The sequence below is a fragment of the Streptomyces kryoterrae genome, assembly GCF_054072135.1.
In genome coordinates, this window is sequence record NZ_CM133358.1 from 3630783 (window position 1) to 3651662 (window position 20880).

At 70.8% G+C, this 20880-nt stretch carries 20 protein-coding genes; 10 read left to right on the forward strand and 10 right to left on the reverse strand.

Going from position 1 to position 20880, the window contains the following annotated elements:
- Positions 1-69: 69 nt before the first annotated feature.
- Complete coding sequence (locus ACW4TU_RS15355; RefSeq protein WP_457428381.1) at positions 70-2103, reverse strand: thioredoxin domain-containing protein; 2034 nt, start codon at positions 2101-2103, stop codon at positions 70-72.
- Positions 2104-2133: 30 nt separating this feature from the next.
- A complete protein-coding gene (locus ACW4TU_RS15360) occupies positions 2134-2370 on the reverse strand; it encodes a hypothetical protein (protein ID WP_457428382.1) in 237 nt (78 codons plus the stop codon).
- Between the two features lie 307 nt (positions 2371-2677).
- On the opposite strand from ACW4TU_RS15360, the gene ACW4TU_RS15365 reads away from it, so the two are divergent.
- A complete protein-coding gene (locus tag ACW4TU_RS15365; protein ID WP_457428383.1) occupies positions 2678-5896 on the forward strand; it encodes a tetratricopeptide repeat protein in 3219 nt (1072 codons plus the stop codon).
- A gap of 42 nt (positions 5897-5938) precedes the next feature.
- Here ACW4TU_RS15365 and ACW4TU_RS15370 read toward each other — a convergent pair whose 3' ends face one another.
- Together ACW4TU_RS15370 and mca are read right to left on the reverse strand one after the other, a co-directional pair.
- Complete coding sequence (locus ACW4TU_RS15370; protein WP_457428384.1) at positions 5939-6214, reverse strand: hypothetical protein; 276 nt, start codon at positions 6212-6214, stop codon at positions 5939-5941.
- Positions 6207-7088 carry a mycothiol conjugate amidase Mca gene (mca, locus tag ACW4TU_RS15375; protein ID WP_457428385.1) on the reverse strand — a complete coding sequence of 294 codons (882 nt, stop codon included), beginning with the start codon at positions 7086-7088 and terminating at the stop codon, positions 6207-6209. The genes ACW4TU_RS15370 and mca overlap by 8 nt, the downstream gene beginning before the upstream one ends.
- Before the next feature lie 124 nt (positions 7089-7212).
- Here mca and ACW4TU_RS15380 point away from each other — a divergent pair, with 124 nt between their 5' ends.
- On the forward strand, positions 7213-7611 hold the full coding sequence (locus ACW4TU_RS15380; RefSeq protein ID WP_457428386.1) for a DUF4307 domain-containing protein: 399 nt from the start codon (positions 7213-7215) through the stop codon (positions 7609-7611).
- A 194-nt stretch (positions 7612-7805) separates the two neighbouring features.
- Positions 7806-8303 carry a transcription elongation factor GreA gene (greA, locus tag ACW4TU_RS15385; RefSeq protein WP_457428387.1) on the forward strand — a complete coding sequence of 166 codons (498 nt, stop codon included), beginning with the start codon at positions 7806-7808 and terminating at the stop codon, positions 8301-8303.
- A gap of 163 nt (positions 8304-8466) precedes the next feature.
- Here the strand turns inward: greA and ACW4TU_RS15390 are convergent, their stop codons facing one another.
- From ACW4TU_RS15390 to ilvA, 3 genes are all read right to left on the reverse strand, one after another.
- Positions 8467-9246, reverse strand: coding sequence for an ABC transporter permease (locus tag ACW4TU_RS15390; RefSeq protein WP_457430117.1), 780 nt, complete (start codon positions 9244-9246; stop codon positions 8467-8469).
- 23 nt (positions 9247-9269) lie between these two features.
- Positions 9270-10301, reverse strand: coding sequence for an ATP-binding cassette domain-containing protein (locus ACW4TU_RS15395; RefSeq protein WP_457428388.1), 1032 nt, complete (start codon positions 10299-10301; stop codon positions 9270-9272).
- Positions 10302-10488: 187 nt separating this feature from the next.
- Complete coding sequence (ilvA, locus tag ACW4TU_RS15400; RefSeq protein ID WP_457428389.1) at positions 10489-11727, reverse strand: threonine ammonia-lyase; 1239 nt, start codon at positions 11725-11727, stop codon at positions 10489-10491.
- Positions 11728-11891: 164 nt separating this feature from the next.
- Between ilvA and ACW4TU_RS15405 the strand changes: the two genes are divergently transcribed.
- The 3 genes from ACW4TU_RS15405 (at position 11892) to ACW4TU_RS15415 (ending at position 13241) form a co-directional block, all read left to right on the forward strand.
- Positions 11892-12398 carry a MarR family winged helix-turn-helix transcriptional regulator gene (locus tag ACW4TU_RS15405; RefSeq protein ID WP_164315801.1) on the forward strand — a complete coding sequence of 169 codons (507 nt, stop codon included), beginning with the start codon at positions 11892-11894 and terminating at the stop codon, positions 12396-12398.
- A 94-nt stretch (positions 12399-12492) separates the two neighbouring features.
- Complete coding sequence (locus tag ACW4TU_RS15410; RefSeq protein WP_457428390.1) at positions 12493-12996, forward strand: sigma factor-like helix-turn-helix DNA-binding protein; 504 nt, start codon at positions 12493-12495, stop codon at positions 12994-12996.
- On the forward strand, positions 12993-13241 hold the full coding sequence (locus tag ACW4TU_RS15415; protein ID WP_457428391.1) for a hypothetical protein: 249 nt from the start codon (positions 12993-12995) through the stop codon (positions 13239-13241). The genes ACW4TU_RS15410 and ACW4TU_RS15415 overlap by 4 nt, the downstream gene beginning before the upstream one ends.
- A 9-nt stretch (positions 13242-13250) precedes the next feature.
- Here ACW4TU_RS15415 and ACW4TU_RS15420 read toward each other — a convergent pair whose 3' ends face one another.
- Positions 13251-14405: a cystathionine gamma-synthase gene (locus ACW4TU_RS15420; RefSeq protein WP_457428392.1), complete on the reverse strand. Its 1155-nt coding sequence runs from the start codon at positions 14403-14405 to the stop codon at positions 13251-13253.
- A 110-nt stretch (positions 14406-14515) separates the two neighbouring features.
- Between ACW4TU_RS15420 and ACW4TU_RS15425 the strand changes: the two genes are divergently transcribed.
- The 3 genes from ACW4TU_RS15425 (at position 14516) to ACW4TU_RS15435 (ending at position 18643) form a co-directional block, all read left to right on the forward strand.
- A complete protein-coding gene (locus tag ACW4TU_RS15425) occupies positions 14516-15634 on the forward strand; it encodes a hypothetical protein (RefSeq protein WP_457428393.1) in 1119 nt (372 codons plus the stop codon).
- Positions 15635-15836: 202 nt separating this feature from the next.
- Positions 15837-17498 carry a M48 family metalloprotease gene (locus tag ACW4TU_RS15430; protein WP_457428394.1) on the forward strand — a complete coding sequence of 554 codons (1662 nt, stop codon included), beginning with the start codon at positions 15837-15839 and terminating at the stop codon, positions 17496-17498.
- Positions 17495-18643 (forward strand): hypothetical protein, encoded by a 1149-nt coding sequence (locus ACW4TU_RS15435; protein WP_457428395.1) that lies wholly within the window; start codon positions 17495-17497, stop codon positions 18641-18643. Before ACW4TU_RS15430 ends, ACW4TU_RS15435 begins: the two co-directional genes overlap by 4 nt.
- Before the next feature lie 197 nt (positions 18644-18840).
- Here ACW4TU_RS15435 and msrA read toward each other — a convergent pair whose 3' ends face one another.
- Together msrA and ACW4TU_RS15445 are read right to left on the reverse strand one after the other, a co-directional pair.
- On the reverse strand, positions 18841-19353 hold the full coding sequence (gene msrA / locus ACW4TU_RS15440) for a peptide-methionine (S)-S-oxide reductase MsrA (RefSeq protein ID WP_457428396.1): 513 nt from the start codon (positions 19351-19353) through the stop codon (positions 18841-18843).
- A gap of 170 nt (positions 19354-19523) precedes the next feature.
- On the reverse strand, positions 19524-20258 hold the full coding sequence (locus ACW4TU_RS15445; protein WP_457428397.1) for an NADPH-dependent F420 reductase: 735 nt from the start codon (positions 20256-20258) through the stop codon (positions 19524-19526).
- A 104-nt stretch (positions 20259-20362) separates the two neighbouring features.
- Between ACW4TU_RS15445 and ACW4TU_RS15450 the strand changes: the two genes are divergently transcribed.
- Positions 20363-20776: a winged helix-turn-helix transcriptional regulator gene (locus ACW4TU_RS15450; protein ID WP_457428398.1), complete on the forward strand. Its 414-nt coding sequence runs from the start codon at positions 20363-20365 to the stop codon at positions 20774-20776.
- The last annotated feature ends 104 nt before the right edge of the window (positions 20777-20880 follow it).

A 20880-nucleotide genomic window follows, 5' to 3' on the forward strand; every position in this document is an offset into this window, starting at 1 on the left:
AAATCCAGCCCGCCGAACGCGGCTCGGGAAACCGCGTTCCCTCCTGGTTCACCCTGCTTGGGGCCGCTTTCACCCACCCAGCGCGATACGCAGACGCTCCGGATCGGTCGTCGGAACGTCACAGGTGAAGTTACGGCAAACGTACGCGGTCGGTTCACCGCCAACGAGAATCCGCCCGCCGAGCAACGGCAACTCGTCACTGTCCGCAGTCCCCGCCGCGACGACAGCACCCGGAGCGGTGGCCAGAAGTGCCGTACGGTGCAAGGCCGTTGTGGCCGGATCACCAAGCGACGGCCCGACCACCGCAACCTCCCGGGGCCCGTCGAGCTGCGCCTCGGCGACAGCGAGCCCCCACCCGACGAACCGCGGCACACGCGGCCCGAGCGCCTTCACGACCCCCAACGCCCGCCCGGCGGCGGCCCGATGAGGCTCGGAACCGGTCTGAGCGGCATACCCGAGCAGTGCCCCCGCGGCGGCCGTCCACCCGGAGGGCACCGCGTTGTCGGTCGGATCCTGAGGCCGCCGGATCAGCTGCTCGGCGTCGCTGGCGGTGTCGTACAGGGCACCCGACTCCGCGTCGACGAACCGCACGAGCACATGGTCGAGCAGGAACCCGGCGAACTCCAGCCACACCCCCTCCCCCGTCACGGAGGCAAGCGCGAGGAACCCCTCGGCGACATCGGCGTAGTCCTCCAACACCCCGGCGTTCGGGCCGACCTGTCCGTCCTTGCTGGTACGGGCGAGCTGGGCCCGGTCGTCCAGATGAACCCGTACGAGGAGATCGGCGGCGGCCAGCGCGGCGTCCACGAGGTCGGGCCGCTCGAAGTAGGCGCCGACCTCGGCGAGCGCGGCGACGGCGAGCCCGTTCCAGGCGGCGACCACCTTGTCGTCCCGCCCCGGAGCGGGCCGCTCGCGCCGAGCGCCGAGCAGCCGCGCCTTGATGGACGCGACCTTCTCGGCGTCGAACACGCCCTCGTGCTGAGGAAGTTGGAGAACAGAGGCGCCCTCCTCGAAGGTGCCGTCCGCCGTCACCCCGAAGTAGTGCGCGGCAAGCTCCGCGTCCTCGGCGCCGAGCACCTCGGCGAGCTGGGCCGGCGTCCACACGTAGTAGGCGCCTTCGACGTGCTTGCCGGCCCCGTCGTCGCTGTCGGCGTCGAGCGCGGAGGCGAACCCACCTTCGTTCGTGCGGAGTTCCCGCACCATGAAGTCCGCGGTCTCCAGGGCGACGCGCCGGGCGAGCTCGGAGCCGGTGGCACGCCAGAGATGGGCGTACACGCGACACAAAAGGGCATTGTCATACAGCATCTTCTCAAAGTGGGGCACGACCCACTCCCGGTCGACGGAGTACCGGGCGAAGCCACCGCCGAGCTGGTCGTAGATCCCGCCCCGGGCCATGCGCTCGCAGGTGTCCTGGGCCATCTGCAGCGCCCCCTCGGCCCCCGTACGGGCGGCGTGCCGCAGCAGGAACTCCAGCACCATGGACGGCGGGAACTTCGGCGCCCCGCCGAATCCGCCGCGCTGGGCGTCGTACTCCCGGGTGAGCCCGAGCAGCGCCCGCGCCTGCTCCTCCTCGCCGGGTGCCTCGGGCGCGCCGTACCCGATCTCCCGCCCGGCGAGATCCCGCACGATCTTCTGCGCGACCTCGGCGACCTCGTCCCGCCGGTCGGTCCAGGCGGCCCGGACCCCCTCCAGCACCTCCCGGAAGGAGGGCATGCCGCTGCGGGGCTCGGGCGGGAAGTAGGTACCGAAGTAGAAGGGCTCGGCGTCCGGCGTGAGGAACACCGTCATGGGCCAGCCACCCTGCCCGGTCGCCGCCTGGACGGCCTCCATGTAGACGGCGTCGACGTCGGGACGCTCCTCGCGGTCGACCTTGACGCTGACGAAGTGCTCGTTGAGGTAGTCAGCGGTGGACTGGTCCTCGAAGGACTCGTGAGCCATCACGTGACACCAGTGGCAGCTGCTGTACCCAACGCTCAGCAGGACCGGTTTGCCGCTCCGCCGCGCCTCCTCGAACGCCTCGGCCGACCAGGGCCACCAGTCGACCGGGTTGTCGGCGTGCTGGAGGAGATAGGGGGACGTCTCATGGGCCAGTCGGTTCGGCATGGGGTCCATCCTGCCGCAGTACCCGACCTGTCAGACGGCAGGTGTGTCCCAGACGGTGATGTTCAGTTTGCCGATGCCGCTGCTCGGTGCGGTGACGACGACACGGTAGGCGACGCGGCCCGTGTCGGTCAGCAGGCAGAAGCGGTCGCCCCGCTTCACGTTCGCCGTGTAGTTGCCGTTGTCTTCCACAGCCTGGGCGCACTCGTCGGCCGTCGGGGCGGCGCCGGAGGCGGGCAGCGGAGCCAGCATGGACCCGGAACCGGGCACGACGCCGCGGTGCCTGCGGCGGTGTGTGTGGCGGCGCGTGCGGCAGACCGCCCGGTGGCGGGTACTGGCTGCTCATGTGCTTGTTCCCCCGTTCGATGCCGGTGATCACGACAACCGCGCCGTTTCCCTCCCGCATCAACCGCACAACCCGCGCCACCCGCGTCAACCGGCGTGACCTGCCTGGCGATCGAGGCCCCACGCCCTCTCGCCCCAATGCGCCGTCCGCAGGACACTTGACCAAGGAACCACCGAGGACAGGCCGTTGCTGTCAGATCGCCGTCAGATTTCTGCCAGAGGGGGACACACCATGCGGGACAGCCATCGGGCGGAAGCCGAGCGGCTGTTGGGCCGGGCCGTGGAGGAAGAGGTGCGGCGGTCCGGGGGGCGTACGGACGGGGGTGTGCTGCTGACGCGGGCGCGCGGGGCGTTGGACACCATGGCGCAGTCGTCCGCGGAGGAGTACGCGGCGTACACGCGAGCGCTCGACGAGGCGAAGGCCGGCCAGCTCACCTTCGGGCAGCGCTACGCCCGGGAGGGCGCCGGAACTCCCCTGCTGGTGGCGGCTGTCGCCGCACTCGCGGCAGGCATCGCCGACCTGGCGCTCGGCACCGGCACGGGCACCGCCGTGGGTGCGGCACTGACCGTGGGTGTCGTGGGCGCCGCCGCGACCGTCCTCAAGGTGACCGCCTCGCATCTGCCGGCCGCCCACCACCGGGCCGGCGCCGTGAGCCAGCCCGGCGGCCCCGAACAGCTGCGGCTGACCTGGCTGACGGCGCTGGAGGTACGCGGCATCCGTCCGTTCCTCGACCAGCAGCGGGTACTCAGCGCGTCCACCGGGCCGAAGAAGCCGGGGCCGAGGCTGCGCGGCAGCGACAAGAGCGCGGCGGCCCGCACGCGCAGCGTCCTGGAGCAGTCGTTCGCCCAGCTCCCGGACCCGGACGAGCCGTTCGCGGGCCGACGACAGGAACTGGCCCGTATCCGGCAGTGGGTGCACGCGGCCCGGGCGAGTACGGAGACCCGGCCGACGCTGGTCGTCCTGCACGGCGCGTCCGGCAGTGGCCGCAGCGCGCTCGCCATCCACGCGGCGCACGATCTGCGGGACCAGTTCCGGGGCGCGTGCCTGGTGGATCTGCGCGGCGACAGCCCGAAGGAGCCGCCGCTGCCCACCCGCGACGCCCTGCTGTATCTCCTCAACCGGCTCGGCGCCTCCCGCGAGCAGTCGCTGTTCCGTGAGCGTTCGTCACCGGACCAGCAGGTCAGAAGGCTGAGCGAGCTGTACTACCAGCACCTCACCGGGGTCCCGGTGACGATCGTCCTGGACGACGCCCAGGACCCCGAGCAGGTCCGCACGCTCATCCCGGAGCGCTCCGACAGCCTCGTCATCGTCACGGCCCGCGAGCCCCTCGACCTTCCGGCCGACCTGCCCTTCTGGGTCCATCAGCTGCCGGTCGAACCCCTGGACGCGGCGGGCGCGGAGGAACTGCTGAACGCGTCCGCGCAGGCCGAGCCAGGGTCGGGATCAAGTCCGTACGATGCCGAATCCGCCGAGCGGATAAGGGAGTTGTGCGGCGGGCTGCCGCTGGCGCTGCGCGTCGCGGGCTCCTCGCTGGGCCCGCGCAGCCAGCGCCGGCTGGCCGCCGACCTGGGCGCGTACGGTCCCGTGGAGCCGGTCGAGCGGGTGCTGTGGCTGCGCTACACCGACCAGTCCGAGCAGGCCCGGCGGCTGCTGCGCAGGCTGGCGCTGGCCGGTCGGGCCTCGCTCGGCGCGGCGGCTGCCGCGGCCCTCCTGGCCACGGACCGGACGGAGGCGACCCGTCAGCTGGACGCGCTCGCCCGCGCGGGCCTGATCGACCATGTCCGGGGCAGCCGTTACCGCCTGCACGACCTGGTCCGCGCCTTCGCGCAGGCCCGTCTCCTGGACGAGGAGGAACCGGCGGAGCGTACGGCCGCGCAGGAACGCCTGATCGTGAGCTACGGCGAGCTGGCCGACTCGGTGCTGCGCCTGGTCGACGGCAACATGTCGACCCGCTCGGACCGCTTCAGCCCGCACGGTTTCACCTCCCTCGACGAGGCGCTGCGCTGGCTGGACGACGAGTCGAGCTTCATCACGGCGACGCTGCGGCACGCGGACGGCGTCAACCAGGCCGCCGTACTCAGTCTCCTGGGCGCCCTGTGCGACTACTGCCTGCTGCGCGGCGACCTCTACCGGCTCGGCGAGATCAGTGAGCTGGCCGAGTCGGTGGACCAGGGTCTGCTGGTCCGCTCGGTGCAGTGGCGTACGGGTATCGCGGCCCGTCAGCTGGGCGAGCTGGACAAGGCGCGCACGACGCTCACCTCGGTCGTCGAGCTGTACATGGAGGCCCACCACGACGCGGGCGCCGCGCGGGCGCTGTGCTCGCTCGGCATCACGCTGCACCACCAGGGCAACCTGGGCGAGGCGGCGGCGAAGCTCCAGGAGGCGCTGGATCTCCAGCAGGCGCCCGAACTGGCGACGGACCGTGCCTGGACGATGCACGCCCTCGCCGCCGTCGAACGCGACCGCTCCCGCCTCGCCGAGGCCTGGGACCTGCTGACCCGTTCCCTGGTCCTGCACAAGGAGGGCGAGTCGATCCACGGCGAGGCGTGGGCCCACTTCCAGCTCGGTCAGCTGGGCCTGCGGATGGGCGACGTACCGCGCGCCGAGTCCGAACTGCGCACGGCCCTCGATCTGTACGGCCGTACGCGCGACGCCCGTGGCGAGGCCTGGGCCCTGACCCAGCTGGCCCGGGCCCGGCTGGTCGCCGGGGACGCGTCGGCGGCGGTGGACGGGCTACGCCGGGCGGCGGCGGTCCACCGGGACAACGAGGACGCGCGCGGCGAGGCGTGGTCGGTCTACTACCTGGGCCAGTCCCTGGAGGAGACCGGCAACCTGGATCTGGCGGTCCGCGAGCTGGAGCGGTCCCGCACGATGTTCTCCCGCATCCGCGACGTCTACGGCCTGGCCTGCGCCCGCCATCACTCGGCCCGCGTCACCCGCGACCAGCGGGCCGTCCAGACGGGCTCGCTGCGCAACTCGGGCTTCGCCCGCCAGCTCCTGGTGGACGCGCGCGCCGACTTCCAGCGCATCGGGGTGGCCCACGGCGAGGCCTGGACCTGCCTGGAGCTCGCGGTGGTCGACGCGGGCAACTCCCGTACCCAGCAGGCACTGGCCCTGTGCGACGAGGCGATCGGCCTGTTCACCTCGTACGGTGACCGGCGCGGCGAGGACTGGGCGCGCTTCCTGCGCTGCACCCTCCTGCCGTACGCGGCGCCCGGCGGCGTCGACATCGGCACGGCGGTGGCCCAGGAGGAACTGACCCGGCTCTCCCGCAGCCGCCATCCGTCCCGCGACGACAAGCTCGACGACTTCGTCGACGCCTACCAGCTCCTGCTGGAGCGCGGCGTGGCCCTGGAGTCCGGCTGGCAGGCGTGGCGCCTGGGCATGATCCCGAACCGGCACGCCCGGGAGGTCATGGGGGTGCCGGTGGCGGCGGCCGGCCGGCGGTAGGGCCGGAGGTGCGGTCACCGGGTGCCGGGCACCCGGTGGGCCTCACTCCTGCGCGGAACCCTTGGCCGATCCCCCGGCCGCTCCGTTGGCCGTTTCCCTGGTGGCGTCGGGGGCCTTCTCGGGGTCCGGCGCCTCCTTGAACTCGATCCTGCCCATCTGCTTGTTCATGGACTTCATCAGGGCCCACACGGCGAGAGCCATCACCGCGAACACGATGAAGCCGAGGACGCCGGGGGTCACCTTGTCCTCGTCGACCTCCGCCGCGAACGGAAGGAGATGCGTCATTGCCAGGCTTGCGCTTGCGCTCATGTCAGGCATTGTCGCGGATGCCCGCAAAGAGGTCGTCCTCGGGGAGGGAAGTGTCCACGAGCGACTTCGCGAGCTCGTACTCCTCCGTCGGCCAGACCTCCCGCTGAAGATCCAGCGGGACCCGGAACCAGCCCCCGTCGGGGTCGATCTGCGTGGCGTGCGCAAGCAGCGCCTTGTCGCGGATCTCGAAGAACTCCGCGCACGGAACATGCGTGGTCAGCGTGCGCTCGGTGCGCTCGAACTCCGACCACCGCTTCAGCCAGTCCCCGTACGGCGACTCCATGCCGCGCTCGAGCAGCGCGTTGTGCAGCGCCTCGGTACGCGGCCGGTTGAAGCCCTGGTTGTAGTACAGCTTCCGCGGCTGGTACGCCGGGCCGAACTCCGACTCCGGGTAGGTCTCGGCGTCGGCGGCGCCCTCGAAGGCCACCATCGAGATCGTGTGGGTCATGATGTGGTCGGGGTGCGGGTAGCCGCCGTTCTCGTCGTAGGTCGTGATCACCTGCGGGCGGAACGAGCGGATCTGCTTCACCAGTTCCCCGGCCGCCTTGTCCACGTCCTCCAGGGCGAAGCAGCCCTCGGGGAGCGGCGGCAGCGGGTCGCCCTCCGGCAGGCCGGAGTCCACGAAACCGAGCCACTCCTGCCTGATGCCGAGGATCTCGCGGGCCTCGTCCATCTCCTTCTTGCGTACCTCGTGGATGTGCTCCTCGATGTACTTGTCGCCCTGCAGCTTCGGGTTGAGGATGGACCCGCGCTCTCCGCCCGTGCAGGTCACGACGAGCACGTCCACCCCCTCGGACACGTACTTCGCCATGGTGGCCGCACCCTTGCTCGACTCGTCGTCGGGGTGCGCGTGCACGGCCATCAGTCGCAGCTGGTCAGTCAAGACTCAATCCTCGTAAGTCGGCATCCGGTGTGAGCGGGTGCGATGAGCGGCTTCTATAGTGACCGAACCGAGCGGCCAATAATTCCGGGGCCCTGCTTTCCGGGCCTTCGCGGAGAGGACGATCATGAGTACGGCGAGCACGCGACTGCCCGAGGGACGGTACGGCCGCTCCACGGACGAGCGCGCCGACCGCAGACTCAGGATCGCCGCCGCCGTCCTCGGGACGGTACTGCTCGTCGTGGTCGGCTGGTTCGGCTACCACTACGTCGTCGGCAACAAGATCAGCGCCGAGATCATCACCTTCAAGACGTACGACGACTCGGTCAAGGTTCATCTGGAGGTCCGCAAGGACTCCGGGACGAACGGCTACTGCACGGTCCGTTCCCAGGCCGAGAACGGTGCCGAGGTCGGCCGCGCCGACTTCCGCTTCGACGGTGACGCCACCCGCGTCGACAGGCTCGTCACGCTCCGTACGACGTCCCAGGGGACCACGGCCGAGCTGCTCGGCTGTCACAGCGACTGAGGCCGCCACCGGGGTTCAAGTGCGGGGGTCACACTCATCACATTGGCGCTGACCTGCGCCGACGTTTTTCTGATGGCTTATGTCCTCCCCCTGTCGCCGCTGAATTGTTAGGCTCGTGGTTTCGCCCATACGTGAAGGAACATTCTTCTTGGTAGGGCGATGCTTTGTATTCCCAGTACCTACGAGGAGCACCTGTGACCCAGACCAGCGAGAACGTCACCTGGCTGACCCAGGAGGCGTACAACAAGCTCAAGGACGAGCTTGAGCACCTTACTGGTCCTGCGCGCACGGAGATCTCCGCCAAGATCGCCGCTGCACGCGAGGAGGGCGACCTGCGCGAGAACGGCGGGTATCACGCCGCCAAGGAGGAGCAGGGCAAGCAGGAGCTCCGTGTGCGCCAGCTGACCCAGCTCCTGGAGAACGCGAAGGTCGGCGAGGCTCCGGCGGCTAACGGCGCGGTCGCGCCCGGCATGGTCGTGACCATCGCCTTCGACGGCGACGAGGACGACACGCTGACCTTCCTGCTCGCCTCGCGCGAGTACGCCAGCTCCGACATCGAGACCTACTCGCCGCAGTCTCCGCTCGGCAGCGGGGTGAGCGGCAAGAAGGTCGGCGCGAACGCGCAGTACGAGCTGCCCAACGGCAAGCGCGCCTCCGTGAAGATCCTGAAGGCAGTGCCCTACCAGAGCTGACCTCCCGGATCCGGCCCCTACCGACCCTCGGACCCGCCGGAATCCCTTGCCTCGGCCCTTACGAGCCCCGGCGCCCTCCTGGCGCCGGGGCATCGTCATCCCGTGGTGAGACGCTGGGGCTGCCGAACCGAAGCACCCTTCGCGGAGGTGCCCAGTGAAGCCATCACCCGGTCGCCCGGCGGTACTTGCGGACCGCCAGCGTGCGGAAGATCGCGATGATCAGGATCGAGTAGATCAGCGACGCCCACACCGGATGCTGCATGGGCCAGGCATCGGAAGGGGACAGGCCGGGGTCACCGAAGAGCTTGCGGCACGCCTGCACGGTCGCGCTGAACGGGTTCCATTCAGCGATGTGACGCAGCCAGGGCGTCATCTTGCTGGAGTCCACGAACGCGTTCGAGATGAAGGTCACCGGGAAGAGCCAGATCAGTCCACCGGAGGTGGCAGCCTCCGGGGTGCGCACCGACAGGCCGATCAGCGCACCGATCCACGTGAAGGCGTACCCCAGAAGAAGAAGCAGGCCGAAGCCGCCCAGGATCTTCCCGAAGTTGGTCGGGTCCACGGAGCCAGGGCGCCAGCCCACGAGCAGCGCGACGACCGCGAGGACGAGGAGCGTCAAAGCCGTCTGCGCCAGGTCCGCGACGGTACGCCCGGTCAGCACTGCGCCGCGCGCCATGGGCAGTGAGCGGAAGCGGTCGATCAGGCCCTTGTGCATGTCGTCGGCGATACCGGCGCCGGAACTGGCAGTGGCGAACGTGACGGTCTGCGCGAAGATGCCCGCCATCAGGAAGTTCTTGTAGACGTCCAGATCGCTGCTGTCGCCGATCTGCATGGAACCGCCGAACACGTAGGTGAACAGCACTACGAACATGATGGGCTGGATGAGCCCGAACAGAATCATTTCGGGAATCCGGGTCATCCGAATCAGGTTCCGGCGGGCCATGACCAGGGAATCGTTGACGGCGCTCACTTGTCGGTCTCCTTTCCACTCTGGTTCGCGCCCTGTTTTCCGCCTTGGCTTCCGCTCTTCCCGCCGTTCTCCTCGTCCTTCACCTCGGCCAGGTGGCCGGTCAGGGAGAGGAAGACGTCGTCGAGGGTCGGGCGGCGCAGGCCGATGTCGTCGATCTCGATGCCTCGGGTGTCCAGTTCGCGGATGACCTCGGCGAGGAGCTTCGCGCCGCCGGTGACGGGCACGGTGAGTTTGCGCATGTGTTCCTGGACGGTGACCTCGCCCTGGCCCTTGCCGAAGGCGTTGAGCACCTCGGACGCGGCCGTTATGTGCTCGCGCTCGTGCACGACGACCTCGACGCGCTCACCGCCGGTGCGGGCCTTGAGCTGGTCGGAGGTCCCGCGGGCGATGACCCGGCCGTGGTCGACCACCGCGATGTCGTGCGCGAGGTGGTCGGCCTCCTCCAGATACTGCGTGGTCAGCAGCAGCGTCGTCCCTCCGGAGACCAACTGCTTGATGACCTCCCACAGTTGCTGGCGGTTGCGCGGGTCCAGGCCGGTCGTCGGTTCGTCCATGAACATCACCGGCGGTGAGACGACCAGGGCCGCCGCGAGGTCGAGCCGGCGGCGCATGCCTCCGGAGTAGGTCTTCGCGGGGCGGTCGGCGGCGTCCGCGAGATGGAACTGCTCCAGCAGTTCGACCGCGCGGGCCTTCGCCGCCTTCGCCTTCATCTGGTACAGCTGACCGACCATCTGGAGGTTCTCGCGGCCGGTCAGATACTCGTCGACCGCGGCGAACTGGCCGGAGAGGCCGATCGAGCGGCGGACGGCGTCGGGGTGTTTCAGCACGTCGATGCCCGCGACGACCGCCGAGCCGCGGTCGGGCCGCAGCAGGGTCGTCAGACAGCGGACGGTGGTGGTCTTGCCCGCTCCGTTCGGCCCGAGCAGACCGAGGACCGTGCCCTCCGGGACGTCCAGATCGACGCCGTCCAGAGCCTTTACGTCACCGAAGGTCTTCACCAGGCCTTCGGCATAGATGGCGCCTGGCATATCAGTTCTCCACGTCGTTGGGATTACCGCAAAAGCCTAGATTTTTCTCCTTCACCCCGCCCGGCGAGCAGGAGAAGGATGAGAGAGCGGATGAGAGAGCGGTGCAGTGGCGCGATACACACCATAACGCGATGTATCGCGTCTCTCAATACATTTTTCCGGAGGCCACCCGTCCGAGTGAGTGACCTCAGTCGATGACGAGGTAACCGGCCTCGCGCAGCGCCAGACCGACCTCGGCGCAGTGCGTCGGCCCCTTCGTCTCCAGGTGCAGCTCGACCTCCGCCTCCGTGAGCCCCAGCCGCGGATCGGTCCGGACATGGCTCACGTCGAGGACATTAGCGTCGACCACTGACAACACCCCCAGGAGCGTCGCGAGGGCGCCCGGCCGGTCCGTCAGCCGCAGCCGAACCGCCAGGTAGCGGCCCTGTGCGGCCATGCCGTGGCGCAGGATGCGCTCCAGCAGCACCGGGTCGACGTTGCCGCCGGACAGCACCGCGACGACCGGCCCCTCGAAGGCCCCGGGCTCGCTCAGCAGCGCGGCGACCGGGCTCGCCCCCGCCGGTTCCACGACGAGCTTGGCGCGCTCCAGGCAGAGCAGCAGCGCGGCCGACAGCTCGTCCTCACTGACCGTGCGGACCTCGTCGACCAGCTCGCCGATGATCCCGAACGGCACGTCGCCCGGCCGTCCGACCTTGATCCCGTCGGCCATCGTGACCGGGTTGGCCACCGACACCGGCCGGCCGGCCGCCAGCGAGGGCGGATACGCGGCGGCTCCCGCCGCCTGCACGCCCACGATCCGTACGTCGGGCCGCACCGACTTCACGGCGACCGCGATCCCGGCGGCCAGGCCGCCTCCGCCGATCCCGACGAGGATCGTGCGCACCTCGGGGCACTGTTCCAGGATCTCCAGGCCCACCGTGCCCTGGCCGGCGATGACGTCGGCGTGGTCGAAGGGGTGGATCAGCACCGCGCCCGTCCGGTCCGCGTACTCCTGGGCGGCGATCAGCGTCTCGTCGACGACCTGACCGTGCAGCCTCACCTCGGCGCCGTACTCGCGGGTGGCGCTGATCTTCGGCAGCGGGGCACCCTGCGGCATGAACACGGTGGCACGCACACCGAGCAGCGCCGAGGCCAGCGCGACCCCCTGCGCGTGGTTGCCGGCACTGGCCGCGACGACACCGGCGGCCCGCTCCTCGGGCAGCAGCCCGGCGATACGGACGTACGCGCCCCGCAGCTTGAAGGACCCGGTCCGCTGGAGGTTCTCGCACTTGAGGTGCACCGGCGCGCCCACCAGCTGGGACAGATGCCGGCTGCCCTCCATGGCCGTCACCCGCGCCACACCCGTGAGCATCTTCCGGGCACCGCGTACGTCGTCGAGGGTGACGGGCCTCAGGGAGTGCAAGGAGTCAGCCGTGCTGTAGCTCATGACCCAAGTCTCGCAGTTCACAGGCGCGCGCTCGCGGTGTGACCAAGCTCCGAGATCGGTTTTCGCAGCGTCGGTACGGGCCGCCTTTCGGCCGCGTACCCTGTCCCCCAACCCAGCACCCCCTTTGATGAAGCGAGCCCCCGGCCATGCCCACAACACCTGAAATGTCGATGGACATGACGACCGTCGGTGACAGCGGTCTCCTCGACACGTTGCAGCACGAGGTCGCGGTGTTCGCGCGCCGTGCCGAACAGACCCGGCTCGGGGGAGTCGGGCAGGTGCGCAACTCGATGGACCGCGCCGCGTATCTGCTGCTCAACCGCCTCGACAAGGAAGGCCCGATGGGCGTCAAGGCGCTCGCCGCGAGCATGGGCATCGACTCGTCGACGGTCACCCGGCAGGTGGCTCCGCTCGTCGACACGGGCCTCGTCAAGCGCACCTCGCACCCCGAGGACGGGCGGGCGGTGGTCCTCCAGTTGTCCCCGCGCGGGCTCTCGCGGCTGGAGGAAGTACGGTCGTCGAGGCGTCAGTTGATGGCCGAGCTGACGCAGGAGTGGGCGCCGGAGGAGCGCGAGGTGTTCTGCACGCTCCTCACGCGCTTCAACACCGCGCTCTCCGCCCGACAGGCCTCCCAGGGCATCCCGGTGGGGGAACCGGAGTCCGCCTCCTGACCTACTCCTGACGGCTCCTGTGTCCGGGCTCTTGACCGGCGGGCGGACCTGGCCTCAGATGAGACCGGGTGCTGGTCGTAGGGCGGGAGGCACGGTGCGAGAACGGCAGGTGTCCCCGGGTGCCGGACCGGCCAGGGACTTCGAGGCGTTCGTCGCGGGCGCGGCGGGCCGGCTACTGCACACCGCCACGTTGCTCACGGCGGAGGCGCCGCACGACAACCCGCGCGCGCGGCGCCTGCTCACCTACGCCTTCGCGCACACGTACGCGTGCTGGGACCGGATGCGCGGCGAGGACCCGTACGACCGGGCGCGCCAGTACCTCGCCGTTCGCTTCGCGCGCGGGGCCTGGCACCAGTACGGCGGTCTCGGGCGGGCCCGCCCGCATCCCGGCAGCGCCCTGGCCCTGCTCACCCCCCGGCAACGGCTGATTCTGGTCCTGCGGCTGTACGAGGGGGTCGGTGAGGAGCAGACGGCGGCGCTGCTCGGTCTGCCGACGGAGCGCGTACACGCGATCTGCGACCGGGCGACGGCGACGCTGCTGCATCCGCCGCGGGGCCCGGCGCCGGCCGCGGCCGGGCCGAAGGTGGTGCCGTCGTGACCCGGCGGGACCGGGAGGTCGCCGCGCGGCAGCGCATGGAGGGGACGCCGCCCCCGGTACCGCCCGACCTGTACGTGGAGGTCGTACGGCGTGGCAGTCGCATGCTGCGGCGCAGGCGGGCGGCGCGGCGGCTGATGTGGCTGCTGCTGCTCTTCGCGGTGGTCGTCTTCAGCGTGTGGGCGGGGATGGTCCATCCCTGGGTGGAGCCGCCGTCGGAGACGACTCCACCCCTGAACGGCTGGTGACAGGCCGGTCTAGCCGAGGGCCTGCTGGAGGTCCTCCAGGAGGTCGTCGACGTTCTCGATGCCCACGGAGAGACGCACGAGGTCGCCCGGCACCTCCAGGGCCGATCCGGCGACGGACGCGTGCGTCATGCGTCCCGGGTGCTCGATCAGGGACTCCACGCCGCCGAGGGACTCGCCGAGCGTGAACACCCTGGCGCGGTTGCAGACCTCGACGGCCGCCTCCTCGCCGCCCTGGACCTGGAACGACACCATGCCGCCGAAGGCCCGCATCTGCTTGGCGGCGACCTCGTGACCGGGGTGCTCCGGGAGCCCCGGGTAGAGAACGCGCGTCACGCGCGCGTGCCGGGTGAGCATGTCGGCGATCTTTGTGGCGTTCTCGCTGTGGCGGTCCATCCGCACGGAGAGCGTCTTGGCGCCGCGCAGTACCAGCCAGGAGTCGAAGGGGCCGGCGACGGCACCCATCGCGTTCTGGTGGTACGCCAGCTCCTCGCCGAGTTCCTGGTCACCGGTGACCAGCGCGCCGCCGACGACGTCGGAGTGGCCGCCCATGTACTTGGTCAGGGAGTGCACGACGACGTCCGCGCCGAGGGCCAGCGGCTGCTGGAGGTAGGGCGTGGCGAAGGTGTTGTCGACGACGAGCCGGGCGCCGGCCTCACGGGCGATCTGGGCGACGGCGGCGATGTCGGTGATGCCGAGGAGGGGGTTGGAGGGGGTCTCCACCCAGACGGCCTTGGTCTTCGGGGTGAGGGCGGCCCGTACGGCGTCGGGGTCGCTGGTGTCGGCGACCGACCACTCCACGCCCCATCGGGCGACGACCTTGGCGAAGAGACGGAACGTGCCGCCGTACGCGTCGTTCGGGATGACCACGTGGTCACCGGGGCTGAGCAGCGTACGCAACAGGCAGTCCTCGGCCGCCAGTCCGGACGCGAACGCGAGTCCGCGGCGACCGCCCTCCAGCGCCGCGAGGTTCTCTTCGAGGGCGGTACGGGTCGGATTGGCGCTGCGGCTGTACTCGTAGCCGCCGCGCAGCCCGCCGACGCCGTCCTGCTTGTAGGTCGAGACCTGGTAGATCGGCGGGACGACCGCGCCGGTGAGGGGATCCGCGGTGTTGCCCGCGTGGATCGCGAGGGTCTCGAAGTGCTGACTGATGTGCCTGTCGCTCATGTGCACCGAGGGTAATGCGCTTGCGGGTTTGCCGGCGGCCACGGGCACGTGGCCCGGTGCGGGGCGGGCCTGGTTCGCCAATTGTCAGAGGCGTCTGGTTCGCTTGGGACATGCAGATTCTCTGGGTCCTGATGGCGCTGGTCATGCTGGGCTTCGTGGTGTTGCCGTTCATGCGGCGCAGAAGTGCCGGTATTCAGCAGGTCGCCCCCGGTGACCCGGACGCCGCGGACCCGGCGAACTACGGCTTCGCCCGGCAGGAGGCGCTGGACATCCGTATGCCCGGCCCCGACCAGGACCTGCTGGATGTCCTGGACGTCGTGCAGCGCACGCAGGACTACAGAGCGGCGGCGCAGCTGCTCGCGGGCACGGAGCGGGACGGCGAGCGGCGCTGGCAGCGCGTACAGGCCTTCGCGGGCGCCGCGTCGCTGGAGCTGCGGCAGCGCCCCGGCGGGGTGAGCGAGTCGCCGGGCGGCCAGTGGCTGCGGGTGTGGCGGACGGAGACGCCCAAGGACGCGGGCGGCGCGGCGGTGCACGCGGAGTTCCTGGTGCAGCAGGCGTGGCGGACGTCGACGCCCGGCACGGACGAGTTCCGGATCATCATGGAAGAGGCCAAGGCGGCGTGCGGCGACGCGGCGCTCCTCTCCCCCGGCGACCCGGTCCCGTACATCGTCGAGCTGTCGGTGGCGCGCGGACTGGCTTACTCCCGGCCGGAGTTCGAGCAGCTCTGGCTGAAGATCCTCGACCGCGCGCCGGAACACATGGGGGCGCATCTCGCGGCCCTGCACTACTGGTGCGAGAAGTGGCACGGCTCACGCGCGCTGGCGATGTCGTTCGCGGAAGCGGCGGCGGCCCGGGCTCCGCAGGGTTCCCTGCTGGCGGCGATGCCCCTGTTCGCGGTCTTCGAGCACATGCCCGAGGTGAACCTGGTCAGCGGCTTCTACCAGAGCGAGGTGGTGACGAAGTCGATCCACGGCGCGCTGTACGCGGTCCACGCGGCCCGGCCGGACGACCCGATGCTCGCTCACGTACGCCACCTGCTGATCTTCTTCCTGGTGCGCTCCGAGCGCTGGGCGGAGGCCATGAACCAGCTGGTGCACGTGGACGGCCATGTGGGCGCCCTCCCCTGGACCCTCACCGCCGATCCGGCGTCGGAGTTCGCGGTGTACCGGGCGCTGGCGGTGGCGGGGTACGAGGCGAACGGCGGAAGCCCGGCGACGCTGCTGCGGTGAGGGGAAAGGCGACGCGGCGACAGTCGGAGGCGCCCGGGGGCAGGGGAAGGTCAGAGAGCGCCCGCCCGGTGGCATGATCATGTCTTGCCTGCCCGTGTGCCCGTAGGCCATACTCCGCTTTCCCCACCAGCCGGTCATGGCCCCACCGCTCGGCCGCGCGCCCTTCCTACCGTCCCCGTTCCCGTGGAGGGATCCCGGCCCGATGGGCTCGACCCTGCGCGCGCTGCGCGCTCCCGTACTGCTCGCCGGCTTCTATCTGCTCGGCGTGCTCCTGCTGGCGGTACTCGCCGGCACCGACTACCTGCTCTTCGCGCACGCTCCGGCCGCTCTCGCGACAAAGCTGGCCGTCGTCTCCGTCCTGCCGGCGATTCCGTTGGTGCGCGGTCTGCTCACGCTGCGTACGCCGAAGGGCGAGGAGCCCGCGGGCCTGTCTGTGACCGAGGCGGACGAGCCGGAACTCTGGCGTGCTGTGCGGGAGTTGGCCGGCCAGGTCGGCACCCGTGCCCCGTCCCGCATCCTGCTCACCGGCGACGTCAACGCCGCCGTCAGCGAGGACGCCCGCCTGCTCGGTCTCCTCCCCGGCCCGCGCCGGCTCTGTCTCGGCGTACCCCTCATGCAGGGCCTGACCGAGGCCCAGCTGCGCGCGGTCCTCGCCCATGAGCTCGGCCACTACGCCGGCTCCGACGCCCGCCTGGCCGCCGTCACCCTGCGCGGACGCATCCAACTCCTGCGCACCATAAGGAACTTCGAGGAGCGGGCCAGCAGCACTGAGGCCCGGGAGCGGGCCCGGCAGGAGCGGAGGAACGCCAGAGCCGAGGCCAGGGGCAAGGAGGGCCGGGAGATCGACACGGTCGGCGCGGGTATCACCTACAGCGCGCTGGCCCGGATCTACACCGCGTACGCCGAGTTGTACCTCCGTGCCACGCTCGCCGACTCCCGCCGCCAGGAGTACGCCGCCGACGCCTCGGCCGCCCGGATCGCCGGCCGTGACGCCACCGCGTCCGCACTGCGCGAAATCCCGGTGCTGACCGGCGCGTTCGCGTTCTACGCGCGCAGCTACGCCACCCTGGGCACCGACGCCGGGCTGTTGCCGCCGCGAGGTGAGGTGTTCGGCGGCTTCGGCCGGATGCTGACCGCCCGGCAGCTCGAACTGGCGAGCATGCGAAGCGAGTTGCCCACGGAGCCGACCTCGCCGTACGACTCCCACCCGCCCGTCGCCGACCGCGTACGCCGTATCGAGCTGCTCCCCGCCGACGGCCGTGCGGACGAGGCCCACGGCGCGGCCATCGCCGTCCTCGCCGACGAGAAGCGCACGTTCGCCGCACTGGAGGACGCGGTCCTGACCGACGAGGTACGGCAGTTGCCGCGCGCCGCCGACTGGCAGGAGCTCCTCGACGGCGCGATGGCGGCCAACCTCGCCGCGCTCAGCACCCCGCTGCACCGGGCCCTGGCCCTGTACACGAAGGACCACCCCACCCTCCCGGCCCTCCTCACCCTCATCGACAACGGCCAACTGTGGCAGCTGGCACGCCGGTTGCCGCTGTCGGACGAGGCGGTCGCGGCGAAGGGGCGTGCGTTCCGTGAGTTCGTACGCCCGACCCTGCACAACTCGCTGCACAGCATGGTGATGGCGGAGTTCAGCGCGCGGTCGCGGATGCGCTGGGAGTTCTCCTGGGAGCAGCCGGCGAAGGCGCGTCTGCTCCCGGCGCCGGACAGCGTCCCGGGCGACGGCCGGCCGGGGCTCGACGCCGCGATCGCCGTCGCCGTGGACACGGCTCTCGCCGATCCCCCGGACACCGCCCCGCTGCGCGCCCTGCTTCCCCCCGCGCCCCACTCCCCCCGAGAAACGGACGCTCCCCGATGACCGTACTGCTGTGGATCCTGGGCATTCTGGCCGTGCCCACCCTGATCGTCGTGCTCTGGCTGGGCGGGGTCTTCGCCAAGGAGTTCGCCGCTCAGGCGAAGGGAACCGGCGACGACGGTGACGGTGACGGTGGTGCCGAGGCCGCCGAACAGCTCGGTCTCCTCCCCGCCGAACGCCAGAACACGAAGTCCGCGGGGCCGCTGCCGGCCGACTGGGAGACGGCGCTCGACGCGATACGGGGCGGCGGCGACGGCAGCTGGAAGGCCGCCGCGGAACTGCTGCGCGGCATCGGCCGGGACTGGGACCGCCGTTCCCTCGCCTCGTACCTGCTGGCGGACATCGCCGCCGAGGACGACGGCTGGCTGCTCGCCTGGGAGGCCGACGGGCCGAGCGGCCCCGACGACCCGGACGCGGCCCTGGTCCGTGCCCGCAGCACGGTGATCCTCGCCTGGAACATCCGGGGCGCCCAGCGGGCGAACAACACGACGGGCGAACAGTTCGCGGGCTTCCACCGGTTGCTGCAGCGCTCCCGTGAGGAGACAGCGCGGGCGGCGGCGCTCAGCCCGGACGACCCGACCCCGTACGTCACGGAGATCTGGACCGCGCTCGGCCTCGGCTACCCGCACTCCGAGATGGACAGGCTGTGGTCGGAACTCACCGCCCGCGACCCGCACCACTACGAGGCCCACTTCTCGGCGCTGCAGTACTGGTGCGGGAAGTGGCGCGGCTCGGAGCAGCTTGCGACCGAGTTCGCCGAGCGCGCGGCGGCGTCCGCCCCACTGGGCAGCCTGCTGACGGTCCTCCCGCTGATCGCCCACTTCGAGCACGACGACTCGGACGACAGCGCCGCCGACCGCACCCCCGAGATGATCGCCCGCGTGAACGCCGGCCTCGCCGACGCCGCGGCGGCCGACCCGACCCACCCGCGCCTGCCGGAACTGCGCCACCTCCTGGCGTACTACCTCTCCCTCCAGGACCGCGACGAGGCCGCGATCGAGCAGTTCAGACTGGTCGACGGGTACGTGGACGCCCTGCCGTGGCGCTACCACGGCACGCGGATGACGGCGCGCTACTGCCGTATCCGGAACCTGTCGGCGCGGGCGGTCGTGCCGGCGGAGGCCGGGGCTGGCGTCGGGGCGAGCTGACCCCGTCGGCCGCCGACCGCCGGTGAGAGGCGGAATGCGCTGCGGGCGGCATCGACGATGTTCTCGCCGACGCCGCCCGCGCACGGCGATCTCGACCTACCTCGCCCTCATCCCCGGCCCCGCGAGCAGGCGCAGGAACGGCCCGGCCGCAGCGCCTCGGCCACTCGGCCTTCGCCCGCTGCCGAGCCGTCTCGCGGTCAGCTGTCCGCGCGGGCGGGCAGCCGCCAGCCCGGGCGCGGGAAGTGGCAGGTGTAGCCGTTCGGGTAACGCTGCAGATAGTCCTGGTGCTCGGGCTCGGCCTCCCAGAAGGGGCCGACCGGCTCCACCTCGGTGACGACCTTGCCCGGCCACAGTCCGGAGGCGTCCACATCCGCGATCGTGTCCTCGGCGACGCGCTTCTGCTCGTCATCCACGTAGTAGATCGCCGAGCGGTAGCTGAGGCCGATGTCGTTACCCTGGCGGTTCTTGGTGCTCGGGTCGTGGATCTGGAAGAAGAGCTCCAGGATCGCGCGGAAATCGGTCGTCGCGGGGTCGAAGAGGATCTCGATGGCCTCCGCGTGCGTGCCATGGTTCCGGTACGTCGCGTTCGGCACGTCCCCGCCGGTGTATCCGACCCGGGTCGCCGTCACGCCCGGAAGCCGGCGGATCAGCTCCTCCATCCCCCAGAAGCATCCACCCGCCAGCACCGCCCTCTGCGTCTGCGCAGCCATCGAGGCCCCTCCATTCCTGTCAGCTCGGTCACTCGGGCTGCTCGGCTCGCACATCACCGGCATCCCATGCCCACTCGCCTCAACGCGCGAGGGTTCCAGGCAATTCCACGCCCGCCCAACGGCCCCCGCGGTACGGATCGCCGACCGCCGGGCGGACAGGCGGGGTACGGCTACCCCTGTGAGCTGGTGGGGATGTCGCTTGAGGAGGCTGAAGATACCTGAGGGACCTGAGGGACCTGAGGGACCTGAGGGACCTGAGGGACCTGAGGGACCTGAGGGATGGCGGAGTTGGGGTCGAAGCCCGCGAAAGCCAGGCCGATGACGAAACCCGCCACCTCCTCCAACTGGCGGACGCGGTCCAGCGCCCCCAGAGTCGCCGGGATCCCGCCGACGTCACGGACCAGTTCGCCGACGACGTCCAGTGCCGTCGCGTCGTCGCCGCACATCGCCACCGTCGCACGGGACCGGCCGTCAGCGGGCGGGGTCGTCCACTGGGCGGCGGGAAAGAGATGGAACGCCTTCACGACCCGGGCTCCTGGAGCGAGCCCGGCGATCCGCCCCGCCATCGACTCCCCGTATCCGGTGAGCAGCGTGCCGACACCGTGTGTCACGGCGTTCGTGGGATCGATCAACGGCGTCCCGTCGAGTACGCCGTCCGCCGCGCCCACCGATTTCAGCGTGTCCTCGACGCCGTCCCATGTGACGGCGAGCAGTACCGCGTCGCGCCCGACGACCACCTCACGCGGCGGGACGGCGAGCACACCGTGCCCCAGCCGCTCGGCAAGCCGCTCCGCCTTCACCTGCGACCGCCCGCCGATCACCACCTCGTGCCCCGCCCGTGCCCAGCCCTCACCCAGGGCCGCCGCGAGTGTCCCGGTTCCCAGGATCCCGATGCGCATCGCCATCACTGCCTCACTGCCTCTCGAACCGTGTTTGGTTGGGTAGGCACGGTATGCAGGGCGTCACGCACCGATCGGTGCGTGACCAACGCGGGATGATGGGCGGCGAGATGACTGATCACGACGCCCACTGCCTCGATTTCGTCGCCGACTGCCGACTGCGCGCGGCCACCGATCTCTTCACCCACACCTGGGATCCCGTCGTACTGGCGGCTCTTCGTGTGGGGCCGCGCCGACGCGGTGAGCTGCGCACCGCGATCGGTGGCATCAGCGACAAGGTTCTCACCGAGTCCCTGCACCGTCTGCTCACCACCGGACTGCTCGAACGCCACGCGTACGCCGAGGCACCGCCTCGCGTCGAGTACGCCCTGACCGGCCTGGGACGGAGTCTGGTCGAGGGCCCGATGTCGGTGCTCGGCCGCTGGGCGCTCGAGCACGCCGACGAGCTTCTCGATGCCCGGGAGAACAGTGCCCCGAAAGGTTCCTCAAACGGCTCCCCAAAAGGCTCCCCAAAGGGCTTGTGACCCTTGGTCTCGGCTCACGCACGCAGAGCGGGACCGGCTCCGCAGGCCGCTCGGGTCGGCACCTCTCGTGCGCCGGGGTCCGCACACTGTGAGCAGCCATGTCG

What these genes read in the sequence shown, in the direction of transcription:
- ACW4TU_RS15355 (WP_457428381.1), bottom strand. Translation starts at nt 2,103, where the DNA reads ATGCCGAACCGACTGGCCCATGAGACGTCCCCCTATCTCCTCCAGCAC.
- ACW4TU_RS15365 (WP_457428383.1), top strand. Translation starts at nt 2,678, where the DNA reads ATGCGGGACAGCCATCGGGCGGAAGCCGAGCGGCTGTTGGGCCGGGCC.
- ACW4TU_RS15370 (WP_457428384.1), bottom strand. Translation starts at nt 6,214, where the DNA reads ATGCCTGACATGAGCGCAAGCGCAAGCCTGGCAATGACGCATCTCCTT.
- ACW4TU_RS15380 (WP_457428386.1), top strand. Translation starts at nt 7,213, where the DNA reads ATGAGTACGGCGAGCACGCGACTGCCCGAGGGACGGTACGGCCGCTCC.
- ACW4TU_RS15390 (WP_457430117.1), bottom strand. Translation starts at nt 9,246, where the DNA reads ATGGCCCGCCGGAACCTGATTCGGATGACCCGGATTCCCGAAATGATT.
- ACW4TU_RS15395 (WP_457428388.1), bottom strand. Translation starts at nt 10,301, where the DNA reads ATGCCAGGCGCCATCTATGCCGAAGGCCTGGTGAAGACCTTCGGTGAC.
- ilvA (WP_457428389.1), bottom strand. Translation starts at nt 11,727, where the DNA reads ATGAGCTACAGCACGGCTGACTCCTTGCACTCCCTGAGGCCCGTCACC.
- ACW4TU_RS15405 (WP_164315801.1), top strand. Translation starts at nt 11,892, where the DNA reads ATGTCGATGGACATGACGACCGTCGGTGACAGCGGTCTCCTCGACACG.
- ACW4TU_RS15420 (WP_457428392.1), bottom strand. Translation starts at nt 14,405, where the DNA reads ATGAGCGACAGGCACATCAGTCAGCACTTCGAGACCCTCGCGATCCAC.
- ACW4TU_RS15425 (WP_457428393.1), top strand. Translation starts at nt 14,516, where the DNA reads ATGCAGATTCTCTGGGTCCTGATGGCGCTGGTCATGCTGGGCTTCGTG.
- ACW4TU_RS15430 (WP_457428394.1), top strand. Translation starts at nt 15,837, where the DNA reads ATGGGCTCGACCCTGCGCGCGCTGCGCGCTCCCGTACTGCTCGCCGGC.
- ACW4TU_RS15435 (WP_457428395.1), top strand. Translation starts at nt 17,495, where the DNA reads ATGACCGTACTGCTGTGGATCCTGGGCATTCTGGCCGTGCCCACCCTG.
- msrA (WP_457428396.1), bottom strand. Translation starts at nt 19,353, where the DNA reads ATGGCTGCGCAGACGCAGAGGGCGGTGCTGGCGGGTGGATGCTTCTGG.
- ACW4TU_RS15445 (WP_457428397.1), bottom strand. Translation starts at nt 20,258, where the DNA reads ATGGCGATGCGCATCGGGATCCTGGGAACCGGGACACTCGCGGCGGCC.
- ACW4TU_RS15450 (WP_457428398.1), top strand. Translation starts at nt 20,363, where the DNA reads ATGACTGATCACGACGCCCACTGCCTCGATTTCGTCGCCGACTGCCGA.